1 pseudogene is annotated in these 448 nt (G+C 63.4%); it reads left to right on the top strand.

What is annotated here, in order from left to right:
- Positions 1-448, top strand: a pseudogene (locus tag RM50_RS20050) (pyruvate dehydrogenase (acetyl-transferring), homodimeric type); the annotation flags it as partial.

Here is a 448-nt window from a genome sequence, read left to right as displayed (position 1 = left end):
CAACGCGACCCACCAGATGAAGAAGCTCACCCTGGATGACCTGAAGAAGTTCCGCGACCACCTGCGGATCCCGGTCACCGACGAGGAGCTGGAGAAGGACGCGTACCGTCCGCCGTACTACCACCCCGGCAATGACGCACCCGAAATCAAGTACATGATGGAGCGCCGCGCCGCCCTGGGCGGTTCGGTCCCGGAACGCCGGAACACGCACGCCGAAATCGTACTGCCGGATGCGAAGTCCTACGAGGTGGCCAAGCGCGGGTCCGGGAAGCAGCAGGCGGCCACCACCATGGCATTCGTCAGGCTCCTGAAGGACCTGATGCGGGACAAGAACTTCGGCAAGCACATCGCCCCGATCATTCCCGACGAGGCCCGCACGTTCGGCATGGACGCGTTCTTCCCGACGGCGAAGATCTACAACCCGAAGGGGCAGAATTACCTGTCCGTG

It is taken from the genome of Pseudarthrobacter phenanthrenivorans (genome assembly GCF_000813845.1).
Taxonomy (GTDB): Bacteria; Actinomycetota; Actinomycetes; order Actinomycetales; family Micrococcaceae; genus Arthrobacter; species Arthrobacter phenanthrenivorans_B.
The sequence above is the reverse complement of the archived record's forward strand: the minus strand, read 5'-3'. Positions and strand labels throughout refer to the sequence as shown.